At 42.8% G+C, this 24909-nt stretch carries 14 protein-coding genes and 1 pseudogene; 10 read left to right on the top strand and 5 right to left on the bottom strand.

What is annotated here, in order from left to right; translation table 11 throughout:
- Positions 1 to 1398, top strand: a pseudogene (locus tag ACE5CV_RS05230) (glucosidase); the annotation flags it as partial.
- Between the two features lie 228 nt (positions 1399 to 1626).
- Entirely contained in the window at positions 1627 to 2550 is a 924-nt protein-coding gene (locus ACE5CV_RS05225; RefSeq protein ID WP_374949111.1) for a sugar phosphate isomerase/epimerase family protein, read from the top strand.
- A gap of 28 nt (positions 2551 to 2578) precedes the next feature.
- Here ACE5CV_RS05225 and ACE5CV_RS05220 read toward each other — a convergent pair whose 3' ends face one another.
- From ACE5CV_RS05220 to ACE5CV_RS05200, 5 genes are all read right to left on the bottom strand, one after another.
- Positions 2579 to 2854, bottom strand: a complete 276-nt coding sequence (locus ACE5CV_RS05220) for a hypothetical protein (RefSeq protein ID WP_374949110.1) — start codon at positions 2852 to 2854, stop codon at positions 2579 to 2581.
- 36 nt (positions 2855 to 2890) lie between these two features.
- The gene (locus tag ACE5CV_RS05215; protein ID WP_374949109.1) at positions 2891 to 3406 is read right to left on the bottom strand and encodes a DUF4251 domain-containing protein; all 516 of its coding nucleotides are present in this window, start codon (positions 3404 to 3406) and stop codon (positions 2891 to 2893) included.
- A gap of 208 nt (positions 3407 to 3614) precedes the next feature.
- A complete protein-coding gene (htpG, locus tag ACE5CV_RS05210) occupies positions 3615 to 5498 on the bottom strand; it encodes a molecular chaperone HtpG (protein WP_374949108.1) in 1884 nt (627 codons plus the stop codon).
- A gap of 408 nt (positions 5499 to 5906) precedes the next feature.
- Positions 5907 to 7259: a PAS domain-containing sensor histidine kinase gene (locus ACE5CV_RS05205; protein ID WP_374949107.1), complete on the bottom strand. Its 1353-nt coding sequence runs from the start codon at positions 7257 to 7259 to the stop codon at positions 5907 to 5909.
- Entirely contained in the window at positions 7249 to 8601 is a 1353-nt protein-coding gene (locus ACE5CV_RS05200) for a sigma-54-dependent transcriptional regulator (protein ID WP_374949106.1), read from the bottom strand. Before ACE5CV_RS05200 ends, ACE5CV_RS05205 begins: the two co-directional genes overlap by 11 nt.
- A gap of 288 nt (positions 8602 to 8889) precedes the next feature.
- Between ACE5CV_RS05200 and ACE5CV_RS05195 the strand changes: the two genes are divergently transcribed.
- The 8 genes from ACE5CV_RS05195 (at position 8890) to ACE5CV_RS05160 (ending at position 24728) form a co-directional block, all read left to right on the top strand.
- A complete protein-coding gene (locus ACE5CV_RS05195; protein WP_374949105.1) occupies positions 8890 to 10143 on the top strand; it encodes an efflux RND transporter periplasmic adaptor subunit in 1254 nt (417 codons plus the stop codon).
- Between the two features lie 103 nt (positions 10144 to 10246).
- Positions 10247 to 10924 (top strand): ABC transporter ATP-binding protein, encoded by a 678-nt coding sequence (locus ACE5CV_RS05190; RefSeq protein WP_374949104.1) that lies wholly within the window; start codon positions 10247 to 10249, stop codon positions 10922 to 10924.
- A 113-nt stretch (positions 10925 to 11037) separates the two neighbouring features.
- Positions 11038 to 13413, top strand: coding sequence for an ABC transporter permease (locus ACE5CV_RS05185; protein WP_374949103.1), 2376 nt, complete (start codon positions 11038 to 11040; stop codon positions 13411 to 13413).
- Between the two features lie 61 nt (positions 13414 to 13474).
- Complete coding sequence (locus ACE5CV_RS05180) at positions 13475 to 15865, top strand: ABC transporter permease (protein ID WP_374949102.1); 2391 nt, start codon at positions 13475 to 13477, stop codon at positions 15863 to 15865.
- Between the two features lie 276 nt (positions 15866 to 16141).
- Positions 16142 to 18529, top strand: coding sequence for an FtsX-like permease family protein (locus tag ACE5CV_RS05175; protein ID WP_374949101.1), 2388 nt, complete (start codon positions 16142 to 16144; stop codon positions 18527 to 18529).
- Positions 18530 to 18634: 105 nt separating this feature from the next.
- Entirely contained in the window at positions 18635 to 19660 is a 1026-nt protein-coding gene (locus ACE5CV_RS05170) for a DUF4097 domain-containing protein (RefSeq protein ID WP_374949100.1), read from the top strand.
- Between the two features lie 125 nt (positions 19661 to 19785).
- Positions 19786 to 22209 (top strand): ABC transporter permease, encoded by a 2424-nt coding sequence (locus ACE5CV_RS05165; RefSeq protein ID WP_374949099.1) that lies wholly within the window; start codon positions 19786 to 19788, stop codon positions 22207 to 22209.
- A 107-nt stretch (positions 22210 to 22316) separates the two neighbouring features.
- On the top strand, positions 22317 to 24728 hold the full coding sequence (locus ACE5CV_RS05160; RefSeq protein ID WP_374949098.1) for an ABC transporter permease: 2412 nt from the start codon (positions 22317 to 22319) through the stop codon (positions 24726 to 24728).
- The last annotated feature ends 181 nt before the right edge of the window (positions 24729 to 24909 follow it).

Raw genomic sequence — 24909 nt, 5'->3', positions numbered from 1 at the left:
ATCTCCATGCCCGACAAGTGGGAGTATCCCTGGTTTGCCGCCTGGGACCTTGCATTCCATTGTATTCCGCTGGCAAGCATTGATATGGCTTTTGCTAAGCGCCAGCTTAATCTTCTGGTACGCGATTGGTATATGCACCCCAATGGGCAGTTACCAGCTTACGAATGGGATTTTAGCGACGCCAACCCGCCGGTGCATGCCATGGCTACCTGGAAAATTTATCAATTAGATAAGGCCAACAATAATGGCAAGGGCGATACTTTTTTCCTGGAGCGTATTTTTCACAAGCTGATGCTCAATTTTACCTGGTGGGTAAACCGCAAAGATGAGGTAGGCAACAACATCTTCGAAGGTGGTTTTTTGGGATTGGACAACATCGGTGTTTTTGACAGGAATATTCGTTTCAATAACGGCACCCACCTGGAGCAGGTTGATGGTACAAGCTGGATGGCTATGTATGCCCTTAACTTACTCCGGATTGCTACGGAACTTGCCGAAACCAATAAAGCTTATGCTGATATTGCCTCAAAATTCTTTGAGCATTTTATTTACATAGCCGGAGCTATGGCCAACCTGGGCGAAGGTGGCAATAACGGCCTATGGGACGATGCCGACGGCTACTTTTATGACCAGCTGCGTTTTGCCGACGGAACTGCCGAAAAAATGAAAGTGCGCAGTATTGTAGGTTTGATCCCCATGTTTGCAACGGAAGTTTTAAATGATACCGATATCCTGAACAATCCCATTTTTAAGGGCAGGATGGATTGGTTTGCTACCAACCGACCGGACCTGGCAAGTTTGGTATCGCACTGGAATGAAAGCAGTAAGACAGGTAAGCACCTCATAAGCCTTTTGCGCGGCCACCGCATGAAAGGGATTTTGCGGTACATGTTAAACGAGGATGAGTTTTTAAGCCCTTACGGCATCCGCTCCTTGTCAAAATATCACCTGGAACATCCTTATACGGCAAAGGTTGGCGGGAGTGATTTTGGAATTAAATATATTCCTGCGGAAAGTGACAGCAGGATGTTTGGCGGCAACAGCAACTGGCGTGGCCCGGTATGGATGCCTATTAATTATCTGATCATCCAAAGCCTGAATACTTATTATGAGTATTACGGCGACGATTTTACTGTTGAGTGCCCGGTAGGATCGGGGCAGATGATGAACCTGAAAGAGGTTGCCAACGAAATTTATCGAAGGGTATCTAAATTATTTCTTCGTGACGAAAACGGTTTACGCCCGGTTTCCGGCAAGAATGCCAAAGTACAAAACGACCCTCATTTTAAAGATCATATCTTATTTTACGAGTATTTTGACGGCGATACGGGCGAGGGCTTAGGCGCCGCCCACCAAACCGGGTGGACAGGTTTAATAGCCAACTGTTTATATCATTGACAGAACTTGCCGTTGAGATAGTCGAATTAATAGAAATGTCATGGTCGAAGAAAACCTGATCTTAAATTTGCAGTTTGTAACTACCTCAAATTCTCCATTTGCAAACGTTGGTTCCTATTCGTTAACTCTATCGATGAGTGGTAATGCGTTAGTTTGACACAATAAATTCTTTGAATTCAGATTAATTGCTTTAGATTTACTTAACCAGTTATCAATAAACCAATTAATATGAATTTAAACAGACGTAAATTTTTGCAGAATACAAGTGCGCTTGCACTTGGTAGCCTGGCATTATCCGGCAAAGCGGCCAATTTGTTAATGGCTAAACATACCGTAGGTATCCAACTTTTTACCTTTTTTAATGTGATGGACGCTGATGTTAAAGGCACGCTAACAAAAGTTGCTGCTGCCGGATACAAAGACATCGAATCGGCCTTCAGCAAGTTGGGCGGTTATTATGGCATGCCTCCTAAACAATTTAAAGCAATGATCAATGATCTGGGGATGACCTGGAAATCGCACCATGTTTTGGGCGCGCCGTTTAAAATGCCTGCAGGCACAAAAATGCCCGAAGGACCAGATGGTAAACCAATGGTTATACCACCAATGAAAAACTTAACCAGCAACATGCAACAGTTAGTTGATGAGGCTGCGGAAGGCGGCGTTAAATACCTGGTTTGCGCCAACATTCCTACAGGAACCCTGGATGAAGTTAAAGCTGCTATCCCGGTGTTAAACAAAACCGGCGAGGCTGCCAGGAAAGCCGGCATGCAGTTTTGCTACCACAATCATGATATGGAATTTGTGGCTGTAGATGGTAAAGTACCGTACGATATGTTTTTAACGGAGACAGACCCTAAGCTGGTAAAAATGGAACTTGACCTTGCCTGGGCTGTTAAAGCAGGCAAAAACCCGGTTGATATGTTCAAAGCCCATCCCGGACGTTTCCCGCTTTGGCATGTTAAAGACCTTGACGCAAGCCGAGAGAACATACTACCGGTAGGTAGCGGAACCATCGATTTTAAACCGATTTTCGCTGCTGCAAATATCGCAGGAATGCAAAACTTTTTTGTTGAGCATGATATGCCTAAAGATCCGTTCGCAAGCATGCAAAGCAGCATTGCTTACGTTAATAAAAACCTTAACGTTTAAACGAATGTATAGAATGAGTTTGTACAGGTTACGCTAAGTAGGCCTGTACAAACTCATCATTGTTAATAGCGGTAATCAACCCGTTTATCACTGGTTTAGCAGGCGATTCATTGTCCAAATCGTCAGCGTAATCTTCCAATTCATCCAGATAGGCAACCGCTTCTTCCTCATCTTCAAATAACAAAATAAGGTCGCCGTTAATTTCCGTATCTGTTCCGTTTGGTGTAGTAGGAAGACCATAGTCGTCAAAAATGTTGGCGGTTATAGTATTTTCTGCTGTTGATGGCACATTTATTCTGAGCATGATCTTATCGTTTATATGTCAGGCTAACAGGCGATATCACTTTTTAGTTTTAGGCGAATCTTTTAAGTAACCGTCAAAACTAATGCGCTGACGGTTATTACTTATCACAGCCAGGTTTGTTGCTCCATTTGGCGAAATATTAAAAATAAGCTGATTGGTAGAGCGTGCATCTTTAGGTTTAATTACAATGTAAGATATACCGTTCTTTTTCTTTTCTACCTGGTAATCAAACTTGGTTGAAGTAAATTTGATGCCGTTATCTTCATTGTTATTATAACCTGCGCCAGAATATGCTACACCAAAATAGGGCAGGAATGCTATGACAGAATCTTTGGTGACCCTAACATCATAATCGGTATTAAGGTAGCGCTGGCCACCACCCAAAGGGGACATGTACTGCGCCTGGAATGTGAAATTACGTGTATCAAGCTGGCCTTTTACATCAGCGACTTTTGCCGCCTCGCGAATTTGCTTTTTAGTTTGCGCAGAGGCTGGGTTGTATATTTGAAGTGCTATGATAAGCACAAATGCGATTTTTAATAAAGTTTTCATTCTTAGTTGTTTATATAATATTAACGTTAGTTTAATTAGACTGTTTTACCTGCTCAAAGTTTAATCAGCTACTATTCTGCCAGTGTGCGCCCATGATAGTTTTAGTTATATGATGCAGCTAAATACATTATTCCATAACAACCAAAAATTATCATAAAAAAAGCCACCCGGTTTATCCGGATGGCTTGAAATAACGTGTTATTGTGTGTTAGATCAGGCTCACGCTTCGGTTTACAAACTCGGTCAATTCAGCACCGGTGAGTAAGCCTTGCGAAAGCAGGGCAAGATCGAATGCTTGTTTTGCTAATTGTGCCTGCACGTCAGGATTTTCATCCTGCAATATCCGGCTTATCAGCTTGTGGTTACCGTTAACAATTACCTTATAGTTATCAGGCATGTTGCCATAGAAGCCCATACCACCGCCCATGGCTGCCATATCTTTCATACGGCGCATAAATTCGTCCATGGTAACGGTTACCGGTAGCTCATCGGGGTTTAGGCTTTCCAATTCAACCTTAAAGGCCGGCTTGCTGATTGCCTTATCAAAGATCTCCTTTATTTTGGCAGATTGCTCCTCTGTCAAAACATGCTCAGGTGCATCATCCTTTTTGATTAATTTATCCGCAACATCAGCATCAACTCTTTTCAAAGAGGTTTTCTCCAATTTTTGCTCAAGCTGGCTAATGAAGTGATTATCAATAGGAGAGTTCATTAACAATACATCATAACCCTTCTTGTTGGCCGATTGAATAAACGAATCCTGCTTATCGGGATCGTTGGTGTAAATGTATATCGTTTGGCCGTCTTTGTCGGTCTGATCTGCAGATACTTTATCCTTGTATTCCGGTAGAGTAAAGCTTTCTTTCTTGGTGTTGGTAACCAATACGAAATCTTTTGCTTTATCGTAGAACTTGTCTTCGCTTACCATCCCGTATTTTACAAACAGGCCAATGTCATTCCATTTATCTTCAAACCCTTTACGGTCTGCCTTAAACAAATCGGCCAGTTTATCAGCAACCTTTTTAGTAATGTAGCTGTTGATCTTTTTAACGTTACTATCGGCTTGTAAAAAACTACGGGAAACGTTCAGCGGGATATCCGGCGAATCGATCACGCCATGCAACAGCATTAAAAACTCCGGAACAATATCTTTAACCTCGTCGGTAATAAATACCTGGCGGCTGTATAATTTGATCTTGTTACGGGTGATCTCAAAATCGTTCTTCAGCTTAGGGAAGTACAATACACCGGTAAGATTAAACGGATAGTCAACATTCAGGTGGATCCAAAATAATGGGTCTTCGCTAAAAGGATAAAGTTCCTTATAGAATTTAAGATAATCCTCGTCTGTTAGTTCGCTTGGCGCTTTTGTCCAGATTGGATTGGTATCGTTGATGATGTTAGCAGTATCAACCGATTTGTATTTTGGTTTGCCCTCTTCGTCAACGCCGTCTTCTTCGTCTTGTGAAGTAGTGCCAAACTTGATAGGAACCGGCAAAAATTTACAATATTTATCTAAAATTTCCTGCAATTTATGCTGGTTCAAAAACTCTTCAGATTCTGAATTAATGTGCAGTGTGATCTCCGTACCGCGTTCTTCCAGACTGCCTTCGCTTATTTCAAATTCAGTACTGCCGTCGCAGGTCCAGTGGGCAGGGGTTGCGCCATCCTGGTAAGACAGTGTTTCAATTTCAACCCTGTCTGCCACCATAAATGCCGAGTAAAAACCTAAACCAAAGCGGCCTATGATCTCATTGGCATCTTTAGCTTCTTTAAACTTTTCCATAAACTCGGTAGCACCCGAGAAGGCAATCTGGTTGATATATTTTTTGATCTCATCGGCCGTCATACCTAGGCCGTTATCAGATATGGTAATTGTCTTTTTGTCGGCATCAAAGGCAACTTCAACGCGCAGGTCACCCAATTCGCCGTTGTATTGGCCGAGTGACGACAAACGTTTTATTTTCTGCGTAGCATCAACAGCGTTAGAGACTAACTCGCGCAGAAAGATCTCGTTATCAGAGTATAAGAACTTTTTAATTATCGGGAAAATGTTTTCGGTGTGTATCGAAATCGTTCCTTTTTCTTGCATAATTGTAAGTGTTTAGAATTTTGACTTATTAACTGAAAGCCATTTAGCAATGCCCGTTCCAAAGCGCGGTAAAGTGACGAATTGGCAGGGTACGAGCGTATGAATGCAGAGGTATAAAATCTTTCTACAGCGATAAACTGCCGAGTATTTTCAGAAGACACGTTGAGAACTACAAACCGTAAAAATAACAAAACGTTCACGTTCATCGCCGTGAACGCCTATGCTTTTGTACAAAAGCATGATAATCAGATACTTGTCATTTTTACTACTGACAACACTGTGCCACCATTAATTCAGCAAAATGTTTTATTAGGAAAGGGCCATACATCGTCTCAACTGCGTTTTCGTGAATCAGGACGCAGGGTATTTTACATTTTGACTGAACCTTAATCCCGTAAATTCAGACGATCAGTTATTCGTAAATGTTAGGATAAATGCCGATCCTCTGCCTTCTGTAGATTGTACCTGTATGTTGCCTTTATGCAGCAGCATGATCTGTTTGCATAAACTGAGACCGATGCCGCTGCCCGTTTTGCGTGTGCTGAAAAACGGAATAAAGATCTTGTCTAATAATTCCGGCGGCATGCCCAGGCCGTTGTCTAATACTTTCACCAGCGTTTTACTGCTACTCTGAACCTCGGCGGATAAAGTGATCCGTGGATTTTCCCTGTCTTTAACGGCCTCGATAGCATTAACAAGCAAATTGATCATCACCTGATCTACCAGGTTTACATCCAGTTCGATAGCCAAAGCCGGGTCGCGCAGGATAATCTCTAACTCGATATTCTTTTTCTCTAAGGTAGGGCGCATCAGGCTGGCCAGGTTCTCGAACATATTACGAACCAGCACCTTATTGGTATCCAGGTTGGTGATCTTATTTAAGCTGCGATAGCTTTCTGTAAATTTCAACAAACCCTCGCTACGGCGTTTAATGGTGTCAATCCCTAATGAGATATCCTCCAGATCGGTTCCGTGTATGTTTGCCACAATTTCCGGGCTCTGCAACCGGTTTTTCATGGTATCAGCCAAAGAAGATATGGGCGCAACAGAATTCATGATCTCATGGGTCATCACGTTCAACAACTTTGACCATGCCTTTGATTCTGTTTCATCCAATGCTTCACTTACGTTTTGGAAAGCAATAAGCTTATACATCTTTTCGTCGCTGCGCATAATACTGGCCGTCACCAGCATCTTTATTTGCTGCTGATCGCGGGTAATGGTCATCACCTTTGCCTCGCCGGGTTTAAGTTTTACTACATCGGCATATAAATCAGGCTCGCGCTTGTTGAGCGAATGAATGGTTTTTAAGTAGGGGATGCTGATCAGATTTTTAAAAGCCTCGTTGATCCAGCTGATCTCGCCCGTTTCCTGCTCGTAGGATAGGATGCCCGTATCTACCAGTTCCAATATCTTTTGCAGGTAGTGGTATTGCGTTTCACGCTCACGGCTAATAAGTTTAAAGGTGGTGTTGATGTCGTTGAAACCTTTACGGAGCGGCTTTAGCTCATTTGGCGCTTTGCGCACATCAAAGTGCCGGCTAAAATCCCGGTAATGTATCGACTCAACAAACTGGTTCACCTCGTCCTGCGCTTTTTTATTAAAACGGATCAAATCGAGGAGCGAGTAGACCACCAATGGTACGGTGATTACCGCATACAGATAAATGCCCCGCTCAACAATAATGGCAGTAGCGGTAATTGCAATAAAAAGTAAGATAACGCGCAGCACCAGCCGCCATTCGTAACGGTTAAATATCATACTTACTTAGTCTGCGGTACAGTGCGGTACGGGTTAAGCCCAATTCTTTTGCAGCACGGGTAATATTACCGTTATGCTTTTCTATCACCCTTAAAATGGCGTTTTTTTCTAACGTGCTTAATTGTATGTTGTCTTCATCAATGATATTTTCTCCGGGGGTTTCCAGGATTGAAAAGATCAGGTCGTCCGGCCGCAGGATATGGTCGTCCGCCATGATCACAGCCCTTTCAATGGTGTATTGTAGCTCGCGCACATTACCGGGATAGTTGTACATGCGCAGTTTCTGCAATGCGGCAGCCTCAAACTCCATAGTCGGCTTTAAGTATTTGCCTGCATACATTTTGGCAAAATGTTTAGCCAGGATCACAATATCTTCTGCTCGTTTGCGCAACGGCGGCATGTTAATTTCTACCGTGTTTATCCGGTAAATCAAATCCTTCCGGAATTTGTTCTCATTAGCTAATTCAGTCAGCGGGACGTTGGTAGCACAGATGAGCCGGATGTTAACATCTACCGCCTTGTTAGTGCCTAAACGGGTTACCTGGCGGTTCTGGAGCACGGTTAGTAGCTTAGCCTGTTGCTGAAGGCTGATATTACCAATTTCATCCAGGAATAGGGTACCGCCCTCTGCCTCTTCAAAACGGCCCATGCGGTCTTCACGGGCATCTGTATAAGCGCCTTTTTTATGCCCGAACAACTCACTCTCGAACAGTGAATCGGTCAGTGCGCCTACATCCACCTTAATAAAGGGTTTGTCGGCCCTTAACGATCGCTCATGGATAGCCTTAGCCATCAGGTCCTTGCCGGTTCCATTTTCGCCCAGTATCAAAATATTTGCATCGGTTGGGGCTATCTTATTTACCTTGTGGAAAATGTCGTCCATAATGTCCGATTCGCCCAGTATAGAAGTTTGCCCGTTTCCGGATTTGGATGGCTTGCTGGTTTTAACACCCTCTTTTTTGTCCAAAAGGTCCTTAATGGTATCAATCAATTTTTCGTTGTGCCACGGCTTTACCACAAAGTCGTTTGCACCTTCTTTAAGCGAACGTACCGCCAGGTCAATGTCCCCGTATGCTGTTATCATAATTACGCAAACATTAGGCTTCCATTCTTTTATCTTACGCAGCCAGTAGATACCCTCATTGCCGGTATTAATGGCGCTGTTAAAGTTCATATCCAGCAGCACCAGGTCAACCTGGTTGCGCTGTAATAATGAGTTTAAGTTTTCGGGGTTCTTTTCGGTAATTATTTCCTGCGTTTCAGTTTTCAATAACAACTTTACCGCGGTAAGTACATCGGGGTCGTCATCAACAATTAAAACGGTAGCTTTTTTAAGTATCATTTATTGGATAGGGATTAGTAACTGGTTGCTGCAAAACTGCACTGCAATTTAGTGTTTGCATGTTAAATATCATACCATTTATGCTATAATAGCCATTGGCTTGATAATCAAGTATGATGTGTGGTTAGCCCTTTGCAACGCCCAAAAAATCATTGTATCATAACCGAACACATGCTGTAACAGAAGCGTACGGTGCAATTAGGTAAATTTTACTTAATCAACTGAAAAACAGTTATTTAAATTGTGGCATGTGTTTTTGTATCTCCTTACCAAATATTAATAACTACAGTGGACAGAGTAATTCAAAAAAAGACGTGGAGTACAAAACGACTAATGACCATAGCCGGGATTACAGGTGTGGTATTATTGGTAGGGGGCAGCATATTTTTTACATCAGGTAAGAGCAAGTTAAATGTTGATACAGAACGCATTACAATAAGCGAGATTAAGAAAGGACCTTTCCAGGAATTTATACCGGTTAACGGTGTGGTTTTACCATTGAGCACTATTTACCTGGATGCGATTGAAGGCGGACGGGTTGAAGAAAAATATGTTGAAGATGGCGCGATGCTAAAAAAAGGCGACCCTATCCTGCGCTTATCAAACACCGATCTGGAACTTAGCCTTGCCAACCAGCAGACAGCAGTTTTTAACGTATTGACACAGATGCAGATCTCGCGTGATCAGGCACAGCAAAATACCATCAGCAAATTGAACTCAATGGCTGATGTAGATAACGCACTTAAAGAAGCTGAACGCGTTTACAACCTTGATAAAAGACTTTATGATCAAAAGGCCATAGGTTTACAGGAATACCAGTCGGCTTTAAACTTGTACAATTACCAGGTAAGGCGTAAAAGGCTGGCATCACAAATACTGAAACAGGACACGGTATCTACCAGCGCACAGGTAAAGCAATCTGCCGAATCTTACGCCAACATGAAAGGTACACTTGAACTGATGAAGAAAAAAGTAGGCGATCTGATCGTTCGGGCGCCGATAGATGGACAGCTTACGTCGATGGATGCCGAGATAGGCCAAAGCAAGAACAAAGGCGAACACCTGGGCCAGTTAGATGCACAAAACGGATTTAAAGTGCAGGTTGATGTGGAGGAGCATTACTTATCACGTATCTTCAATGGCCTAACCGGTGATTTCACATTTGCCGATAAAACATACAAATTAGTGATCAAGAAAGTGTTTACACAAGTTACCAACGGGCGTTTTAAAGTGGATATGCAATTTGTTGGTCAGTTGCCTAAAGGCATCCGGAAGGGGCAAACACTACAGATCCGCCTGGCGCTGAGCGACGAGACCACATCACTGCTGGTTCCAAAAGGTGGCTTTTACCAGCAAACAGGTGGTAACTGGATCTTTAAAGTAAGCGAAGACGGTAAAACGGCCTATAAAACAGATATCCAGTTGGGCAGGTACAATACAGACAATTATGAACTGTTGAACGGACTTAAGGTTGGTGATAAGGTAATAACATCCAGCTACGAAAATTATGGCGACATACAGGAACTGGTGTTGAAAAAGTAACTTTTCAGCCAAAAACAGAATAAACAATATTAAAGATATATCAATCACAATTAAATCAAATTTACCCTATGCTTAACCGGCTTAAGGGTTTAAGGGAGGCCAAATGATAAAAATTACAAACCTTGAAAAGTTTTACCGTACAGAAGAGGTAGAAACTATTGCATTGAACAAGCTTTCGATGGAAGTTAACACCGGCGAATTTGTGGCCATAATGGGCCCGTCGGGTTGCGGTAAGTCAACTTTATTGAACATTCTGGGTATGCTGGATGATCCGGATGATGGCAGTTACGTTTTCAACGGTATCGAGATAGCACACTTTAACGAGCGTAAACGTGCCGACCTGCGCAAGCACAATATCGGCTTTGTATTCCAAAGTTTTAACCTGATAGATGAGCTAACCGTATTTGAAAATGTTGAGCTGCCATTGATCTACACCGGCGTAAGCAGTGCAGACAGGATTAAACGCGTAGAAGAAGTATTGGATAAAATGCAGATCATGCACCGCCGCAACCACTACCCGCAGCAGTTATCGGGTGGTCAGCAGCAGCGTGTGGCTATCGCCCGTGCCGTTGTTAATAAGCCAAAACTGATACTTGCCGATGAGCCTACCGGTAACCTGGATAGCAGCAACGGTAATGATGTTATGGAACTGCTAACCGACCTTAACGAACAAGGTACCACAATTATAATGGTTACCCACTCTGAACATGATGCCCGTTACAGCCATCGTATTATCCGCTTATTGGATGGCCAAACTGTAATGGAAAACATTATGGTATAAATATACTACCCTGATTTAGTTGAATTAATATAGTTAAGTGTGTCTCATAGCTACCCACCGCCCTTGCAGGGGCGGTAGGGTGGGTTTGAGAGTGCGCGTTAATCCGCATCGTTATGTTTAAAAATTATCTTAAAATAGCTTACCGCAGCCTCACCAAAAACAAGGCATTTTCGCTTATCCATATACTTGGATTAACCATCGGTATTACAGTGTGCATGATGATCTTCGTTTACATTATGAACGAATTCAGTGTTGATAATTTTCACACTAAGCAAAAGCAAATTTATCGGGTAATGCGCAACTTTAAAGAGATTAAACAAGGCGTACCTTACCTGTCGGGCCCTTACGCGCCGGCGCTGCTTAATGATTTTCCGGCGGATATCAAGCAGGCTGTACGGGTCAATTCAACCCAGGGACTCATCTCCTTTGACAACAAATCCTTTGTTGAGAAAAAGCTTTATGTGACTGATGATGGCTTCTTTAACCTGTTTTCATTCAAGTTACTCAAAGGCAACGCATCAAACGTTTTAAAAAATCCATCCAGCATTGTATTGAGCGAAACTACCGCGAAAAAATATTTTGGAAGCACTGGCAACGCTATGGGTAAAGTGCTCACGCTTGACAAACACCTGCAATTAAAAGTGACCGGTATTAGCCAGGATGTGCCATCGAACTCTCACCTTGACTTTGATATGGTCATCCCGATATCCAACTACGTTAATGAAAGCTATTTTAAAGTGTGGGTCAATAATAACCTTTTTACCTACGTGCTTTTAAACGAGCATACCAACAAGGCAGATCTTGAAAAGAAATTTCCGCAGTTTCTTGACAAGTATATTGGTGCTGAAATGCAACGCGCCGGTATCAAAATGAACCTGTCATTAACACCATTGGCTAACGTATACTTCGATCAGGCATCTTCATTCGATGCGGTTAAGCACGGTGATAAAACCGTGGTATATATTTTCATTTCCATAGCTGTATTGATCATGCTGATCGCATGCATCAATTTCACCAACTTGTCTACCATCCGGGCTATAGAGCGCTCAAAAGAAGTTGGCCTACGCAAGGTACTTGGTGCACACAAAAGCCACCTGGTGCTCCAATTTATAGGCGAGTCCATTTTACTTACTATCGTATCATGCGTATTAGCTATTGGCCTGCTTTTGCTTTGCATGCCCTGGTACAAAGAACTTTTAGGATACAAGCTAAGCGTTTCCTGGAATTCATCGCCAATTTACCTTTTCCTAATTGGCGTTATTTTGATCATCGGTTTTTTAGCAGGCAGTTATCCGGCATTTTTCCTTTCGGCATTTTCACCCATACAGGCATTAAAAGGCAAGTTAAGGTTAGGCAAAAGCGGTAACTTTTTCAGGCAATCATTAGTGGTGGTGCAGTTTAGCATTTCGGTATTGCTGATCATCGGCACCATTGTAATTGTTAAGCAATTGAACTTTGTTAAAGGAAAAGAACTGGGATACGATAAAGAGCAGGTTGTAACTGTTAATTTAGATAACGATGATATTTACAATCATCGCCGGCTATTTAAATCAACGTTAGAAAGCAGCCCGGCTGTAGCGTCTGTTTCGCTCATGTCTGGCGAGCCGGGCGGTTTTCATGATTTGCAAACATTTGAGGTAGAGGGGCAACCCGAAACTTTTAAACCCCGCAGCGAATTTGCTGACTTTGAATACGTAAAGACCCTTGGCCTTAAAATAATTGCCGGCAGGGATTTTTCGCCCCGCTTTGCAACCGATACAACAGATGCGGCATTAATTAATGAGACTGCCGCTCGCAAACTTGGCTTTACACCTAACCAGGCAGTTGGCAAATGGATTAAAAATACCGTTCGCGACAGTGTTAGGCGCCATATCATCGGCGTTATTAAGGATTATAATTTCCTTTCCCTAAAAGAGAATATGGATGCCCTGGTGATCTCACCATCGGAAGACAGGCGGGTGGCAGTGATTAAACTTAAACCAGGTAACCTGCAAAATGCTATAGCTGTTATCAAAGCTGCTTATGCAGAGGCTGCACCCGTTTATCCTTTTGAGTACAGCTTCCTTGACCAAAAATTCGATGTTACCTATAAAACAGACCTGAGGCAACAAACAATGCTGACTATTTTTGCAGGGTTGGCCATCTTCATCGCCTGCCTCGGCTTATTTGGCCTGGCATCGTTCACTGCGGTAAAGAGAACCAAAGAAATTGGCGTTCGTAAAGTCCTGGGCTCGTCAGTATCAAAAATACTTATCCTGCTTTCAAAAGATCTGCTTAAGCCGGTTGCTGTCGCAACCATTATCGCTATCCCGTTAGGGTATTATCTAATGCACGCCTGGCTACAAAACTTTGCGTACCGAACGCCGCTGCAGTGGTGGATTTTTGCTTTTGCCGCATTGATAACATTTATAATAGCTTTTGTTACGGTTAGCTTCAAATCACTCAAGGCAGCCCTGGTTAATCCCGTAAAAAGCTTAAGGAGCGAATAATCAAATTAAAGAATTATTGATCCATTGTGATCGAATTAAAAACAGCATAATTAGCAAAATCATGATCAGAAACTATTTAAAAACAGCCTGGCGTAACATTACCAGTAACAAATTTTACGCGGCTATAAATGTAGCAGGGCTAACTGTAGGCCTTGTCGTAGGAATTTTCATGCTGCTTTGGGTTCAGGATGAATTAAGCTTTGATAAGGCCAACAGCAATGCCGACAATATTTACAAAGTAGGCATTGTGGGTGGTACCGGCATTAGTAAGCAAATATTCAACAATATCATAGCCCCGGTAGCCACCTTTGCCAAAAATGAAATTCCTGAAGTAAAGGATGCCGTAAGGATAATGTGGTTGGGCGATGCGCCTTTTAAGTATAAAGACAAAGTCTTTATCGAGCCGGATTTCGCGTTTGTTGACCCATCTTACTTTACGGTGTTTGATTTTCCGTTGATAAAAGGCGATAAGCGCCATCCGTTTCAGGATAACAGCTCTGTTGTAATTACCGAAAGCACCGCTAAAAAGTATTTTGGCGATGAGGACCCGATAGGCAAGGTGGTGATGATGGGCCAGGATCAGCAGGGCAAGGTTACAGGCGTAATTGCTGATTACCCGGCCAATTCAAGTTTTAAGTATCGCATCTTGATACCTATTTCCATGTATAACTATCAGGCCTACATCAAAACTAAAACGTCATATGATAAAAAGACCGTAGTATCATCCATGGATGCCGATTGGGCACATTTTGGTTTCCAAACGTATTTGTTGCTTAAAGGCAACGTAAATGTGATTGCTTTAGAAAAAAAGTTGCAGGCCATACATGAGCGCAACAAGCCAGAAGATGCACCGGTGCCTTATTTAACCCAACCGCTGCTCAAAATGCATTTATACAAAGCCGATGGTACCGACGGTGGTTTTTCGACCGTGCGCACATTTGCCATTGTAGCACTGATGATATTGATTATAGCCTGTATCAACTATGTTAACCTTTCTACCGCCCGCTCTATGCTGCGGGCTAAAGAGGTTAGTATGCGCAAGATCATCGGTGCAGATAAATTCCAGTTGTTTATGCAATTTATGGTTGAGACTGCTTTGCTGTTTGTGATATCGGCAGTTTTAGCTTTTGCGGTGATGTTTGTTTTGCTTCCGTACTTTAACCAATTCTCCGGCAAGCAAATTACCTTTAGCCTGACCAATTATAATATTTGGCTATGTATAGCAGCAACCTTAGTTGGTACGCTGGCTGCATCAAGCATCTATCCCGCTTTACTTTTATCATCATTTGAGCCGTTAAAAGCGCTGAAGGGTAAGGTATCGGTTGGCATTGGTAACGTGGCGTTCAGGCGCATACTGGTGATTACACAGTTTGCAGTATCCATTGTACTCATCATCGGCACGTTAGTGATAAGTAATCAGTTGCAATACATCCGTAATAAAAATTTGGGTTACGATAAAGAGAACATTATCCTGGTAAATATGCGCCAGGATATGAAACAGCACTTCGATGTAGTAAAAAATGAACTGCTTAAAAATCCGGGTGTACTGTCTGTAACCCGCGCAGGCCGAAATATTGTAACAGACGGCAGTTCGACCGGTGATAACGATTGGGACGGTAAACCTGCTAACTCTAACATGTGGTTCAACCAGATATATGCCGATAAGGACATGATCCCTTTCTTTAAAATGACCCTTACCGAAGGTGATAACTTTAAAGGCGTAGTGGCAGATTCGGCGCACTTTATCATTAATGAAACCGCGGTTAAAGAGATGGGGTTGAAAAACCCTGTAGGTAAACGCTTGCGCGTTCAAAGCATTAACGGAACAATTATAGGGGTCGTAAAAGATTTTCACTTTACCACCATCCATAAAAAGATAGAGCCTGCGGTTTTTCAATATAACCCCGATAATTGCTGGAATCTATACATTAAAACCACCGGGAAGGATGCACACAATGCCATTGCCAGCGCACAAGCGCAATGGAAACAGTATAATAACGATGTGCCTTTTGCCTACGCGTTTTTAGATGAAACGTATGCTAAAATGTATACCACCGAGCAAAAACAAGGATCGCTGTTTAACCTTTTTTCGGCCATTGCCATCATGATCTCCTGCCTGGGTTTATTTGGCTTAGCTACTTACTCGGCACAAGTAAAAACAAGGGAAATTGGCATCCGTAAGGTACTGGGGGCAAGTGTGGGTAAAATCGTCGCCTTGCTGGCATCAGAGTTTATGGTACTCATTATCATTGCTATTGTTATAGCAATGCCATTGGCCTGGTTTGCTATGCAAGGCTGGTTACAGGACTTTGCCTACAAGATTAGCATTAGTTGGGGCGTATTCATTATTGCGGGCGTTGGTGCCACCTTAATAGCCCTGGCTACCATCAGTATTCAGTCAGTAAAAGCGGCACTGGCTAATCCGGTGAAGAGTTTAAAGAACGGCGAATAATCATCAGCGCGTGTTATTTAAATCCATAAGTAAATATTGATTAAAAGCGGTATTGCCAAATAAGCTCAGTATGTACAATTAGTGATAAAGCCCGGATCAAGTTTGATCCGGGCTTTTGTTTTTAAAACAGTTAGTTTAATTATTGTATCGTAACCGAACACCCACTGTTACAGATGCGAACAGAGACCTAAAAATTATAGTTTATAAGCTACTATTAATCAGACAGTTATTATCTTGGTATGTATTTTAGGTAATTAGCTTAAACAGATACCAATTATGCTAAAGAATTATTTTAAAATAGCCTGGCGCAACTTGCAAAAGCACAAAGCTTTTTCATTTATAAATGTATTTGGCCTGGCAGTGGGCATAGCTGCCTTTTGGTTGATTGCACTTTACGTAACCGACGAGTGGAGTTTTGACCGCTATAATTCCAAAGCCGACAGGGTCTTCCGTGTTGTGCAGCATGGGCAATGGGATGGCGGTAAATTTGATATCGCCGTAACATCCCCACCTTATGCGCCGGCTTTAAAGGCCGGGTTTCCGCAAGTTGTTGACGCAGTGCGAATAGATGCCGAAGGCGGCGCCAGGCTTACCCTGGGCGACAAGCAGATAAGTGAGGGCAATATATTGTTCGCGGATAACAGCATCTTTAATATTTTCAGTTATCAATTCCTATACGGCGATCCGCAAACTGCACTGTTGAAACCAAACAGCATTGTATTAACAAAAACACTTGCTCGAAATCTTTTTGGGAATGCAGAAGCTGCTTATAATAAAACCATCATAGTCGACGAACAACCAACTGCGGTAACAGCAATAATTAATGATGTACCGGCAAATTCACACTTTACCTTTAAAGCTTTGCGGGCTATGCCGGCTGGTTACACCGGTAAATGGGGCAATGCAAGCATTTACACCTACCTGCTCCTGAAAGATCATGACAGTTATAAAGGCATAGAGGCCGCATCGGCAGCTTTCTTTAAAAAGAACATTCAGGGCGATATGGGGGCTATGAAATTTAAAATGGAATTGCAGCCGCTAACCGACATTCACCTGCGCTCTAATTTAAGTTATGAACTAGGCGCTAACGGTAACATTACTTATGTTTACGTATTTAGTATCACTGCTTTGCTGATCCTGTTCATTGCAGTTATTAATTATGTGAACCTTACTACTGCACGGTCATCAGTACGCGTAAAGGAGATCGGTGTGCGTAAAGTGATCGGCTCAGACCGAAAACAATTAATGACGATGTTTTTCGCCGAATCCATTTTACTTACGTTTATCGCCACCCTTATTGCAGGCATTATCATCCAGTTTAGTCTCCCTTATTTTAATGAATTATCCGGAAAAAACCTGGTGCTGATGCAGTTTGGTACGGCTAAAACGCTTGCTGTGTTTGCGGTTTTCTCTTTACTAACCGGCTTGTTAAGCGGCGTGTATCCGGCCATGTTTCTATCAGGTTTTAAAACCATTGCAGCCATGAAAGGGCAATTGGGTAACCAGTTGAGCACCATTCTGTTCAGGAAATCACTGGTGGTGTTTCAGTTTGTAGTGACTATTGTGATGATAGCCGGCTCATGCGTGATTTATCAACAACTCAACTTTGTGATGAACAAAGACCTGGGCTTTAATAAAGCGCAAACACTAACCTTTCACATCAGCAAAAGTGTAAGGGGCAGGGTAGACGCCTTAAAGCAGCAATTATTGCAAAACCCCAATATTGAAAGCGTAGGCATAGCAGGGAACCCCATAGGTAATAATAATATAGGCGGCGGCGATTTCAATTTAGGTGCTGATGGTAAGGCCACCTCGCAATCCAAGATCGTTCAGAACTTGTTAATAGATGCCGATTTTATACCAACACTGCAAATCAAAATGGCCGACGGCCGCAATTTCTCCAATGGAAATATAAGTGATGTTAAGGATGCTATAATCGTAAACCAAACGCTGGTTAAAGAACTTGGCTGGAAAAACGCGGTTGGCCGCAGGGTCAACACCGGTATGGACGAGCAGGGGAAAGTGATATCGCAAACCATTATAGGGGTTGTGAAAGATTTTAACACTTATTCGCTGCAGCACAAAATTGCCCCGATGGTACTGGGCATGCCAGCCGAAACCAACGATAAAGACAACGTTTATGTGCGCATCAGCAAAAATAATATTGCGGCTTCACTTGGTTTTATAACCAGGGTTTATAACACATTTGATAACGAAAATAAAGCCGAGTTCCATTTTCTCGACCAAAACTTCGCAGCACAGTACCGAACAGAACAGCGCCAGGGTACCATCCTGCTTATATTTACAATTCTGGCTATCAGCATTGCCTGCCTTGGATTATTTGGGTTAGTAACCTTCACTGCCGAGCAGCGCATCAAAGAGATAGGCATCCGGAAAGTATTAGGTGCAAGCGTTGCCAGCATTGTAAACCTGCTGTCGACAGACCTGATGCGTTTGGTTATCATTGCCACAGTGATTGCCTGCCCGATAGCATGGTATGCTATGAGCACCTGGCTGCAGGATTTTCAATACAAAATAGCTATCAGCTGGTGGGTGTTTGTTCTTGCGGGAACAGGGGCTGCGCTCATCGCAATGGCAACCGTTAGCTTGCAGGCAATAAAGGCGGCGCTATCCAACCCGGTCAAAAGCTTAAAAAGCGAGTAAATCTACGGGATGGGGGTTAACGCAAACCATAAAACTTCTTTGTTTTTGAGATTCAATGCAACTAAATCAACACAGTATTCATCTTATAAAAAACTAAATATTATCATGAAAAAGCACTTCTTATTGTTACTCTTGTCGTCCGCAGTATTTGCAGCATCCGCACAAGATAACCGCACTCCTTACATGACCCGTTCACTGGCTTCTGACGGGATCAAAAACGTGTTTGTAAACACCAGTGGCGGCAGCATTGCTGTTGCCGGCGGGCAAGAGCCCCGTTTAGAAGTTTACGTTGTTGGCAACAACAACCAAAACCTTACGAAAGAGGAGATCAAAAAACGGTTAGACGAGGACTATACCCTGGAGATCTCGGTACACGACGGCGAATTACACGCTACTGCTAAACAAAAGAGAAACATGAATAACTGGCGTCGCAGTCTGAGCATTGGTTTCAAGGTTTATGTAAATAAACAGGCCGAAACCAACCTGAATACCAGCGGTGGCAGTATTAGCCTTGATAACCTTACCGGTAATCAGAATTTTGAAACAAGTGGTGGCAGCCTTAACATCAATAATATCACCGGTGTCATCCGCGGTGAAACCAGCGGCGGCAGTATCAACCTGTCAAACTCCAAACAGGACATTAAACTTAATACAAGTGGCGGCAGCATCACTGCTAATAACTGCTCCGGTAAAATCAGCTTAGAAACATCTGGCGGTTCTTTACGCCTTAATGATTTGAAAGGTAACATCCATGCAACTACCAGTGGTGGCAGCATCAATGGCAGTGAAATAGATGGCGAACTGATTACCGGCACCAGCGGCGGCAGTGTTAATTTAAGCGGCATATCGGGCAGTTTAGATGCATCTACCAGCGGTGGCAGCGTACATGCGCAAATGGTGCGTGTTGGTAAATACGTTAAGTTAGAATCCAGTTCAGGCCATATCGACCTGAGCGTGCCATCCAACGCCGGCATGGACCTTGACCTGCGTGCCGATCGTGTAAATTATGGCCTATCCGGCACATTTAACGGCGAAAAAAGCAAAGACAAAGTGATAGGTAAAGTAAACGGCGGTGGTGGCCGTGTCGAGATCCGCGGCGACAACAGCATCACCATATCATCCGCACGATAGTTGTTGCCATTAGGGCGCCGCTGAATTAACCTGTAACGGAGTAACGAAGCGAGTAAGATAAGTGCGTTAATATTTATTATTGGAAAGCTTTCGGCATTCAGGGATCAGGATTAAAATTTAACATTATGTTCAAAAACTACATCAAAACTGCTTTTCGCAGTTTGAAAAAGAATAAAGGGTTTACAATTATCAACGTATTCGGGCTGGCACTGGGCCTGTGCGTTTGTATGCTGATTGTTTTTTATGTGGTTGACGAGTTAAGTTATGATCGATATAACGTGAATGCCAGTCGTATTTACCGTGTAAACGATGATATCAAGTTTGGGGGTAACGAAAAATCGTACAGCCAATCACCGGCGCCATTAGCCCAAACTTTTTTGAATGATTTGCCCGAGGTTGAAAGCGCGGTAAGGTTCAGGCAGCGCGGGCAGTTCCAGGTTAAAAAGGGCAACCTCAAAATACAGGAATACCGCGCCATTTATGCCGACCCCGGCGTATTGACTATGTTTACCCTGCCGATGATACAGGGCGACCCTAAAACGGCCCTTAACGCCCCTAATAGTGTGGTAATTAACCAAACTACAGCACTTAAATATTTTAACACTACATCCGCTGTCGGGAAAACGCTTACCATAAACGATTCGCTTTACTACAAGGTAACCGGCGTAATTAAAGACATGCCTAAACAATCGCATTTTAAAATCGACCTGTTCATGTCGATGTCGTCATTGCCGGAGGGAAAAGATGATAGCTGGCTAAGCAATAACTTTAATACTTACATTTTAGTAAAGCCCGGCTCTAACGTAAAAGCCCTGGAAGCCAAACTGCCGGCCCTGGTAAAAAAATACGTGGGCAGCCAGTTAGAAGCGGCTATCAAAATGAGCTATGATGATCTGTTAAAAGGCGGCGACTATTTCAAGCTCAATCTTACACCCTTAACGGATATCCACCTTAAATCTAACCGCGATGGGGAGTTAGAAGCCAACAGCAATATTCAATATGTTTATATTTTCCTGGCCATTGCGGTATTTATTTTATTGATCGCTTGTGTAAACTTCATGAACCTGTCTACCGCCCGCTCCGCAAATCGCGCGCGTGAGGTAGGGGTGCGCAAAGTTTTGGGTTCGCCGCGTAAGTATCTGATCGCCCAGTTCCTTTCAGAATCTATTATCGTAACTTTTGCTGCCACATTAATAGCAGTAGCAGGGGCATATATATTATTGCCCACATTTAATAACCTGGCGGGCAAGGATCTGGCTTTTACGGCAAATACCTTTGCCTGGCTGGCACCTGTACTGCTTGCCGCCGTGATCGTGATCGGTTGCCTTGCGGGTTCTTATCCGGCATTCTTTTTATCGGCATTTCAACCGATCGATGTATTAAAGGGTAAGCTGGCCAGTGGTTTTAAAGGCGGTGCGCTACGCAGTTTCCTGGTGGTTTTTCAATTCTCTATCTCCATATTTCTGATTATTGGCACTATGGTGATCTATCATCAACTTAAATTTATTCAAAGTAAAGACCTGGGTTATAACCGCGATCATGTTTTGGTAATTCAAAATACCAATTACCTGGGTAATCAGGCCAAGGCCTTTAAACAGGAACTTAAGCGCATGGCCGGTGTAAAAAACGTAACGTTAACCCCTTTTACCCCAACATCTAATTACCACAACAGCACTACCTTTTTTCAGGATCAGACACGCAACGCCAAAACCGCCTTATCCACCCAATTTTGGGAAGCCGACGAAGATTACCTGGCCACTATGGGCATGAAGCTGATAGCCGGGAGGAATTTTTCTAAAGAGATGAAAACAGATTCATCTGCACTGATCATCAATGAAGCGGCAGCAAAACGTTTAGGCCTTAAGGATCCGATAAATAAAGAGTTGTACTTCCCGATAGATAGTAAGGCCGAGCAGTTAAAAGCGATGCACATCATCGGGATAATTAAAGATTTTAATTTTAATTCCCTTCGCGAAAATATTACCCCATTGGTATTGGTGATGAACGAAAACCGGGGGGCGTTGTCGGTTCGTATTAATTCGGCAGATATACCGGGTGTGTTGGCCCGGATAAAAAGCAAATGGCAAAACTTCGCCACGAACGAAGAATTTACCTACTCGTTTATGGATGAGGATTTTGATGCAGTGTACCGCTCCGAACAGCGCATTGGTCGCATCTTTATTGTTTTTACCAGTATCGCTATCATTATTGCCTGCCTGGGCTTGTTTGGCTTGGCCGCTTACGCCACCGAGCAGCGCACCAAAGAGATCGGCATCCGTAAAATACTGGGTGCCAATGTGGGTATCATCGTTACCCTTTTATCAAAAGATTTCATCAAACTGGTACTGATCTCCATACTTATTGCCTCGCCTTTGGCCTGGCTGTCTATGCAGCAATGGCTGCACGGATTTGCCTACCGCGATGGCATTAAATGGTGGATAGTTGCTGCCGCCGGTGGTGGGGCGATGATGATTGCTTTTATCACTATCAGTCTTCAGTCGGTAAAAGCGGCTATTGCCAACCCGGTAAAAAGTTTAAGAAGCGAGTAGCTGATCAGCACTCTTGAAGTGAATTGCTTTATACGTTAAGAGATGTTAAATTTCTAACAATTAATGTTTTATATACCGATATTGGTTTTATCAAAACCAGTATCGGCATGTTTAACAACTACTTAAAAATCGCACTTCGCAGTTTATTCAATAACCGTTTTTATACGGTAATAAATGTGTTTGGCCTGGCTTTAGGCATCAGTTGCTGTATCATCCTTTTTCAATTTATTACTTACCATCTCAGTTTTGATAAGTACCACAATAATTCTGAAAAGATTTACAGGGTGGTGCACTGGTTAACATTTGAAGATGGTGTACCCATGTATGACCAGGGAGCACCATTGGCACTTGCACGCGATGTAAAGACAAGTGAACCTTTAATAAAAAGCGTTGGAATACTACTGCGAATGCACGATATAAACGTAACCATTGCGCAAAACAGCCTGCAAAGTAAAAAGATGTTTGCTGAACATGAAAATATCGGCATAGCAAATAATGGTTTCTTTGATATTTTTAATTACGATTGGGAGCAGGGGGATAAAAGCAATGCATTAAACAACCCCCATACGGTAGTTATAAGTCATAATATCGCTCAAAAATATTTCGGCAGTCAGGATGTGATTGGCAGGGGTATCACCGTTGACGGCAAAAATACCTTTACGGTAACCGGCGTGATAAAAGATCACCCATCAAACACAGACATCAAGCAGGATATCTTCTTATCGCTATCGTCATTAAATGATATTTACCCGGATGTAGCTAACATCTTAAAAGAACAATGGGGCGCTATCAATTCGACAAACTCCGTTTATCTGTCTTTACGCAATGGAGGCGACCCTAAAACCATTGAACGTAAAATTGCACAATTAAACATTCGGGCTCAGGGTGCCGAAATGGCTAAAGCTTACCATTTTATGCTGTTGCCTCTGAACAAAATGCATTTTGACGGGCGGTTTTCTGGGGTGATACAGCGTTCTTTGTTATTTACCCTAGGGGGAGTTGGCTTTTTACTTATTGTTATTGCCTGTGTCAACTTTGTTAACATGGCAATAGCACAAAGTTTTAAGAGGAGCAGGGAAATAGGTACACGTAAGGTTTTAGGTGGTACGCCGATGAGTATATTTAACCAGTTTATTACCGAAACGGCATGCATCGTTATTTTTTCCGCGCTGTTTGCCTTTATTATTGTTTTGATAGCGCTTCCTGTACTGAATAGCTGGTTGCAGATCCAACTGCATGTCGATCTGCTATCTGATTATCGTCTGCTTTGTTTTATTGTACTTACGTTAACGTCCATTGTGTTTTTAGCGGGTGCGTATCCTGCTGTGTTATTAAGCCGGTTTAAACCGGTCAACGCGCTAAAGAACCAGATAGGTGGCCAGACACATACAGCAGCGCTTGCCCGGAAAGGCTTGATTGTTACCCAGAATGTAATAGCCCAGGTATTGATCATCAGTACAATTATTATTACAATGCAGGTAAGATATCTAAAAACGGCTGATCTTGGCTTTAATAAAAGTTCTGTTCTGATGTTGCCAATACCTGATGCTATTAAAGGAAAAACGGAATACCTGCGCAACAGGTTAATGGCTGACCCTGCGGTCAAAGGCGTTTCTTTTTGCTACCGGGCGCCATCGTCAACGGGATATAAAGGCGGTTCTATTAAATTTGATACACATGATTGGGAGAAGTTTGCCGGCCGTACGCTTATTGGCGATGCTAACTACGTGAAAACGTTCGGGATAAAATTGGTTGCCGGACGCAATATTGCTGAAAGTGACACTGTGCGGGAGTTTTTGATTAACGAAGTTTTGATGCACAAGTTGGGTATTAAAGATCCGCAACAGGTCATAGGCAAACGGTTTACCTCCGGCGACCTGTCCGACAAAGCCGGTATAATTACCGGTGTGGTTAAAGATTTTCATGACGCATCATTATACACAGCCATATCCCCATACTACATCACCACCATGCGAAAAGAGTATCAGTTTGTTGGCGTTAAATTTAGCACCCCTAATGTGAAAGCTATGATCGAGCGGGTTAAACAAACGTGGCAGTCGGCTTATCCGGATAATGTTTTTGAGTATAAATTTCTTGACCAGCAAGTAGACGATTACTATCAAAAAGAGGAGTTGCTCAATAAACTCATTACCTCAAGCGCCATCATAGCAATTCTAATCAGTTGCCTTGGCTTGTTAGGGCTTATATCATTGCTCACTACACAACGCACCAAAGAAATAGGAATTCGTAAGGTGCTTGGCGCATCTGTTACACAAATTACCGGGCTGCTATCTGCGGACTTTATAAAACTTGTGTTAGTGGCGGTTATAATAGCATCGCCTTTAGCGTGGGTAATTGTAAGCCGTTACCTGCAAAGCTTTGCTTACCGTATTGACATCAACTGGTGGGTATTTGTACTTACGGCGGTGCTGGCAATTACAGTAGCTTTTATAACAGTAAGCTTCCAGGCAATTAAAGCGGCGATTGCTAACCCGGTGCAAAGTTTGCGAAACGAATAAAGTTAATAACCATTACCGCAAAAAACAGTGAAAAAGGTTAACAAAGGTTTACACTTTTTTGCCTTTTATTTATTTAAAAAACTGATATCCAATATTTTGTGAAAAAGATGGGTTAACATGGTTTTTGGCCTAAAATCCGGGTATTACGGCAGGGATACGACTCGATTTTATGCCGCAAATC

The organism is Mucilaginibacter sp., assembly GCF_964263795.1.
In the GTDB taxonomy this organism is placed as follows: domain Bacteria; phylum Bacteroidota; class Bacteroidia; order Sphingobacteriales; family Sphingobacteriaceae; genus Mucilaginibacter.
The sequence above is the reverse complement of the archived record's forward strand: the minus strand, read 5'-3'. Positions and strand labels throughout refer to the sequence as shown.

Excerpts from the sequence above, each read along its gene's own strand:
- ACE5CV_RS05225 (WP_374949111.1), top strand. The coding sequence starts at position 1,627 with ATGAATTTAAACAGACGTAAATTTTTGCAGAATACAAGTGCGCTTGCA.
- ACE5CV_RS05220 (WP_374949110.1), bottom strand. The coding sequence starts at position 2,854 with ATGCTCAGAATAAATGTGCCATCAACAGCAGAAAATACTATAACCGCC.
- ACE5CV_RS05215 (WP_374949109.1), bottom strand. The coding sequence starts at position 3,406 with ATGAAAACTTTATTAAAAATCGCATTTGTGCTTATCATAGCACTTCAA.
- htpG (WP_374949108.1), bottom strand. The coding sequence starts at position 5,498 with ATGCAAGAAAAAGGAACGATTTCGATACACACCGAAAACATTTTCCCG.
- ACE5CV_RS05205 (WP_374949107.1), bottom strand. The coding sequence starts at position 7,259 with ATGATATTTAACCGTTACGAATGGCGGCTGGTGCTGCGCGTTATCTTA.
- ACE5CV_RS05200 (WP_374949106.1), bottom strand. The coding sequence starts at position 8,601 with ATGATACTTAAAAAAGCTACCGTTTTAATTGTTGATGACGACCCCGAT.
- ACE5CV_RS05190 (WP_374949104.1), top strand. The coding sequence starts at position 10,247 with ATGATAAAAATTACAAACCTTGAAAAGTTTTACCGTACAGAAGAGGTA.
- ACE5CV_RS05185 (WP_374949103.1), top strand. The coding sequence starts at position 11,038 with ATGTTTAAAAATTATCTTAAAATAGCTTACCGCAGCCTCACCAAAAAC.
- ACE5CV_RS05180 (WP_374949102.1), top strand. The coding sequence starts at position 13,475 with ATGATCAGAAACTATTTAAAAACAGCCTGGCGTAACATTACCAGTAAC.
- ACE5CV_RS05175 (WP_374949101.1), top strand. The coding sequence starts at position 16,142 with ATGCTAAAGAATTATTTTAAAATAGCCTGGCGCAACTTGCAAAAGCAC.
- ACE5CV_RS05170 (WP_374949100.1), top strand. The coding sequence starts at position 18,635 with ATGAAAAAGCACTTCTTATTGTTACTCTTGTCGTCCGCAGTATTTGCA.
- ACE5CV_RS05165 (WP_374949099.1), top strand. The coding sequence starts at position 19,786 with ATGTTCAAAAACTACATCAAAACTGCTTTTCGCAGTTTGAAAAAGAAT.
- ACE5CV_RS05160 (WP_374949098.1), top strand. The coding sequence starts at position 22,317 with ATGTTTAACAACTACTTAAAAATCGCACTTCGCAGTTTATTCAATAAC.